The sequence below is a fragment of the Kitasatospora sp. NPDC034023 genome (assembly GCF_055575795.1).
In genome coordinates this window covers 1-5,891 of sequence record NZ_JBVIRY010000089.1, presented here as the reverse complement: position 1 = coordinate 5,891, position 5,891 = coordinate 1, and the positions used below count along the sequence as shown (strand labels likewise).

Below are 5,891 nucleotides of genomic sequence, written 5' to 3'. Positions count from 1 at the left end.
CTCACCCTCCACCCCGACCACCCCGCCTACGTCATCTACACCTCCGGCTCCACCGGCCGCCCCAAGGGCGTCACCATCCCCCACCGCGCCATCGTCAACCGGCTGGCCTGGATGCAGTCCGCGTATCCGCTGGACGCCACGGACCGCGTGCTGCAGAAGACTCCGTTCGGCTTCGACGTCTCCGTCTGGGAGTTCTTCTGGCCGCTCCTGGAAGGCGCCACCATGGTGGTCGCGCGCCCCGGCGGCCACCAGGACCCGGGCTACCTGATCGATCTGATCCAGAGCCAGCAGGTCACCGTCACCCACTTCGTGCCGTCGATGCTGCAGGCCTTCACCCAGGAGCCGGCCGTCGCGAACTGCACCGGCCTGCGGTCGGTGTTCTGCAGTGGCGAGGCCCTGCCGGCCGAGCTGCGGGACAAGTTCCTGGCGCTGCTCGACGTGCCGCTGCACAACCTCTACGGTCCGACGGAGGCGGCGGTCGACGTGACCGCCTGGGATTGTGCCACCCCGAACGCCGGGGCCTCCGTCCCGATCGGCCGGCCGGTGTGGAACACCCGGGTGTACGTGCTGAACGCGCGACTGGAGCCGGTCCCGCCGGGCGTGGAGGGCGAACTCTACCTCGCGGGCCTCCAGTTGGCCCGCGGCTACCTCAACCGCCCCGGCCTCACCGCCGAACGCTTCGTCGCCTGCCCCTACGGCGAGCCCGGCGAACGCATGTACCGCACCGGCGACCTCGCCCGCTGGACCGCCGGCGGGGACCTGGAGTTCGTCGGCCGCGCCGACGACCAGGTCAAGCTCCGCGGCTTCCGCATCGAACTCGGCGAGATCCAGGCCACCCTGGCCACCCATCCCGCCGTCGCCCAGGCCGCCGTCATCGCCCGCGAGGACACCCCCGGCGACAAGCGCCTCGTCGCCTACCTCGTCGCCGCCCTCGGCCACAGCAGCGATGAACTCGTCGAATCCGTCGGGGAGTTCCTGCGCCGACAGCTGCCGGACTACATGGTGCCGTCGGCGACCGTGGTCCTCGACGCGCTGCCCGTCACCGTCAACGGCAAGCTCGACCACCGCGCCCTGCCCGCCCCCACCTACACCACCCAGACCGACCGCACCCCCACCACCCCGCACGAGGAAATCCTCTGCGCCGTCTTCGCCCAGGTCCTCGACCTGCCCCGAGTCACCCCCACCGACAACTTCTTCGACCTCGGCGGCCACTCCCTCCTCGCCACCCGCCTCGTCAGCCGCATCCGCACCACCCTCGGCATCGAGGTCCCGATGCGCACCCTCTTCGAGGCGCCAACCCCGGCCCGCCTCGCCCAGCGGCTGGACGCCGATGCCGGGGTGCGCACGGCGGTCACCGCCGCCCAGCCGCGACCGGAGCAGGTGCCGCTCTCCTTCGCGCAGCAACGCCTCTGGTTCCTTGGCGAGCTGACCGGACCGAGCGCTGCCTACCACATCCCGGCGGCTCTCCGCCTGACCGGCGACCTCGACCAGGAGGCCCTCCGGGCGGCACTGCGTGACCTGATCGCCCGCCACGAGGCCCTGCGGACGCTCTTCCCCCTCACCGACGGGCAGCCGCGCCAACACGTGCTTCCCGCCGACGGGTTCAGCTTCGAGCTCACCGTCACCGAGCCGGCCAAGCACGAGCTCACCGAGCACAAGCTCACCGAGTCCGAGCTTGCCGAGGCGATCACCCGCACCGCCACCCGAGCCTTCGACCTCACCACCGAACTCCCCATCCGCGCCGAACTGTTCACCCTCGCACCGGACGACCACGTCCTCACCGTCACCATCCACCACATCGCCGGCGACGGCTGGTCCCTCGCCCCACTCGGCCACGACCTCTCCACCGCCTACACCGCGCGCCTCGACGGCCGGGCACCCGAATGGGAGCCCCTGCCCGTCCAGTACGCCGACTACACCCTCTGGCAACGCGACCTACTCGGCGACGACCACGACCCCGAAAGCCTGCTCAGCGAACAACTCACCTACTGGCGTGAGGCCCTGGCCGGCATCCCGGCCGAGCTGGAGCTGCCCTTCGACCGGCCGCGCCCGCCCGTCGCCACCCAGCACGGCGCCCTGGTCGACCTGCCCATCGCCCCCGACCTGCACGCCGCCCTCACCGAGGTCGCCCGCAGCAACGGCGCCACCATGTTCATGGTGCTCCAGGCCGCACTCGCCGTCCTGCTCTCCCGCCTCGGCGCCGGACCGGACATCCCCATCGGCACGCCGATCGCCGGCCGCACCGACGAGAACCTGAACGAGCTGGTCGGCTTCTTCGTCAACACCCTCGTCCTGCGCACCGACCTCACCGACGACCCCACCTTCGAGCAACTGCTCGGCCGCGTCCGCGAAACCGGCCTCGCCGCCTTCGCCCACCAGGACGTGCCGTTCGAGCGCCTCGTCGAAGAGCTGGCACCCGTGCGCTCGATGGCCCGGCACCCGCTCTTCCAGGTCATGCTCAGCCTGCAGAACAACGCCGAGGCGGTCCTGGACCTGCCCGGGCTCCACAGCACCGCCCTGCCCGCCGGCCCGCCCGCGGCAAAGTTCGACCTCGCCTTCGAGATCGACGAGACCTTCGACCCCGCCACCGGCACCCCCGCCGGCCTCGCCACCCGCATCACCTACGCCACCGACCTCTTCGACCACGCGACGGTCGAACTGCTCGGCGAGCGCTGGGCCCGGGTGCTGACCGCGCTGACGGCGGCCCCGCAGGCCCCGGTCAGCACGGCGGACGTCCTCGACGCCGAGGAGCGGCACCGGATCCTGGAACGGTGGAACGACACCGCGCTGCCGACGGCTCCGACCGCGCTGCCGCAGCTCTTCCAGACCCAGGTGGCCCGCACCCCCGACGCCATCGCCCTCACCCACGTCGACCAGCGGCTCACCTACGCCGAGCTCGACAGCCGCAGCAACCGCCTCGCCCACCACCTGATCGCCGCCGGCGTCGGCCCGGAGAGTCTGGTCGCGCTGGCGCTGCCGCGCTCCGCCGACCTGCTCACGGCGATGCTGGCGGTGCTGAAGAGCGGCGCGGCCTACCTGCCGCTGGACGTGGCACACCCGGTGTCGCGGATCGCCTTCCAACTGGACGACGCCCGGCCGACCCTGGTGATCACCTCGGAGGCGAGCACCGCCGTCCTGAACGGCACCTCGACGCCCCGGCTGGTACTCGACGGGGCGGAGACGACCGCCGCACTCGCCGAGCGGTCCGACTCCGCGGTGACGGACGCCCACCGTACGAGGCCGCTGCTGCCCGCACACCCCGCCTACGTCATCTACACCTCGGGCTCCACCGGACGCCCCAAGGCGGTCGTGATCCACCACGGCGGCCTGGCGAACCAGTTGGCGTGGCTGGCCGCGGACCACGGTCTCGCACCGGACGACGTGATGCTGGCCCGTACCTCCACCGCGTTCGACGCGTCGGTGTGGGAGCTGTGGCACCCGCTGGCCTCCGGGGCCGCCGTCTGCCTGCTCCCCGACGGCTTCGGCGGCGACCCCCGCCGACTGCTCCGCTACGCCACCGAACACCGGGTGACCGTCGCCCAGTTCGTCCCCTCGCAGCTCGCCACGCTCCTCGACGAGGGCCGTATCGACTCCCTGCGGCGACTGTTCTCCGGCGGCGAGTCGCTGAGCGCGGACCTCGCCCGGCGGATCACGGACATCTGGAACGTCACACTCATCAACATCTACGGCCCCACCGAGACGACGGTGCAGGTCGCCCACACACCCGGGGAGCCGCCGGCTGCCGGATCGACGGTGCCGATCGGTCATCCGATCCACAACACCCGGTTCTTCGTCCTGGACGCGTCGCTGCGCCCGGTGCCGCCGCGCGTGGCCGGCGAACTGTACATCGCGGGTGCCCAGTTGGCGCGCGGCTATCTGGGCCGGCCCGGGCTGACCGCCGAACGCTTCGTGGCCTGCCCGTACGGCGAGCCCGGCGAGCGGATGTACCGCACCGGCGACGTGGTCCGTTGGACCACCGACGGCGAACTCGAGTTCGTCGGCCGCGCCGACGACCAGGTCAAGATCCGCGGCTTCCGCATCGAGCCCGGCGAGATCCAGGCCGTGTTCACCGCTCACCCCGCCGTCGCCCAGGCCGCCGTCACCGTCCGCGAGGACGCCCCCGGCGACAAGCGACTCGTCGCCTACCTCGTCCCGGCCCCCGGGACGGACGGTGCCGGGCTGCCCGCACTGGCCCGGGCAGCGGCCGCCGAGCGGCTGCCGGAGTACATGGTGCCGTCGGCCGTGGTGGTGCTGGCGGCGCTCCCGCTGACCGTCAACGGCAAGCTCGACCACCGCGCCCTGCCCGCCCCCACCTACACCACCCAGACCGACCGCACCCCCGCCACCCTCCGTGAAGAACTGCTCTGCACCGTCTTCGCCGAGGTCCTGGGCCTGCCCTCGGTCGGCCTCGACGACAGCTTCTTCGACCTCGGCGGCCACTCCCTCCTCGCCACCCGCCTCACCAGCCGCATCCGCACCACCCTCGGCACCGAACTCCCCCTGCGCACCCTCTTCGAAGCACCCACCCCCGCCGCCCTGGCCGAGCGGCTGGACGCCACCACCGGGGTACGCCCTGCGGTCACCACTGCCGAGCGGCCGGAGCGGCTTCCGCTCTCCTTCGCCCAGCAACGCCTGTGGTTCCTCGGCGAGTTGACCGGACCCAGCGCCGCCTACAACATCCCGGCCGTACTCCGCCTCACCGGCGCCCTGGACCGGGAAGCGCTCCAGGCGGCACTGCACGACCTGATTGCCCGTCATGAAGCCCTGCGCACCGTCTTCCCCGCCGTCGACGGACAGCCGCACCAACACGTCCGCCCTGCCGACCAGTTCACCTGTCGGCTCACCGTCACCGAGACCACCGAGCCGGAACTGGCCGCCGCCGTGGCCCGCGCCACCGGGCACCCCTTCGACCCGGCGACCGAACTCCCGATCCGGGCCGAGCTGTTCGCGCTGTCGCCGCAGGACCACGTGCTCGTGGTGACGGTTCACCACATCGCCGGTGACGGCTGGTCGATGGCTCCGCTGGGGCGCGACCTGTCCGCCGCGTACGCGGCGCGGATGGGCGGCCAGGCACCCACGTGGGCGCCGCTGCCGGTGCAATACGCGGACTACACCCTCTGGCAGCGGGAACTGCTGGGGTCGGAGGAGGACACCGAAGGCCTGCTGGCACAGCAGTTGGGGTACTGGCGAGAGACGCTGGACGACCTGCCGGAGGAGCTGACGCTCCCCTTCGACCGGCCGCGCCCGGCCGTCGCCTCGAACCGGGGGGCGACGGTCGAGCTGACCGTCCCCGCCGAACTGCAGGCGGGGCTGCTGAAGCTGGCCCGGACGGAGGGCGTCACGTCCTTCATGGTGCTGCAGACGGCACTGGCGGCGCTGCTCTCCCGGCTCGGCGCCGGCAAGGACATCCCGATCGGCACGCCGATCGCCGGCCGCACCGACGAGAACCTCGACGACCTCGTCGGGCTCTTCGTCAACACCCTGGTCCTGCGCACCGACCTGAGCGGCGACCCCACCTTCGCCGAGCTGCTGGGCCGGGTCCGCGATGCCGCGCTGGGCGCGTTCGCCCACCAGGACGTGCCGTTCGAGCGCCTCGTCGAGGAGCTGGCGCCCGCGCGCTCGATGGCCCGGCACCCGCTCTTCCAGGTCATGCTCAGCCTGCAGAACAACGCCGAGGCGATCCTGGACCTGCCGGGCATCGAAGCCTCGGCCGTGTCCGATGACCAGCAACTCGCCAAGTTCGACCTGCAGTTCGATGTCACCGAGCAGGCCGACGGTCTCTGCGTGCGGATCATCTTCGCGGCGGAGTTGTTCGACCGGGCGTCGGTGGAGGTCCTGGGACGACGCTGGCTGCGGGTCCTGGAGGCCCTCGCCACCGATCCGTCACAGCC

Annotated in this window: 1 protein-coding gene; it reads left to right on the top strand. The window is 72.2% G+C overall.

Features of this window, described 5'->3' with window-relative positions:
- Positions 1 to 5,891, top strand: a 5,891-nt coding sequence (locus tag ACZ52R_RS43180; RefSeq protein ID WP_465755551.1) for an amino acid adenylation domain-containing protein, incomplete at both ends; no start/stop codon positions are given.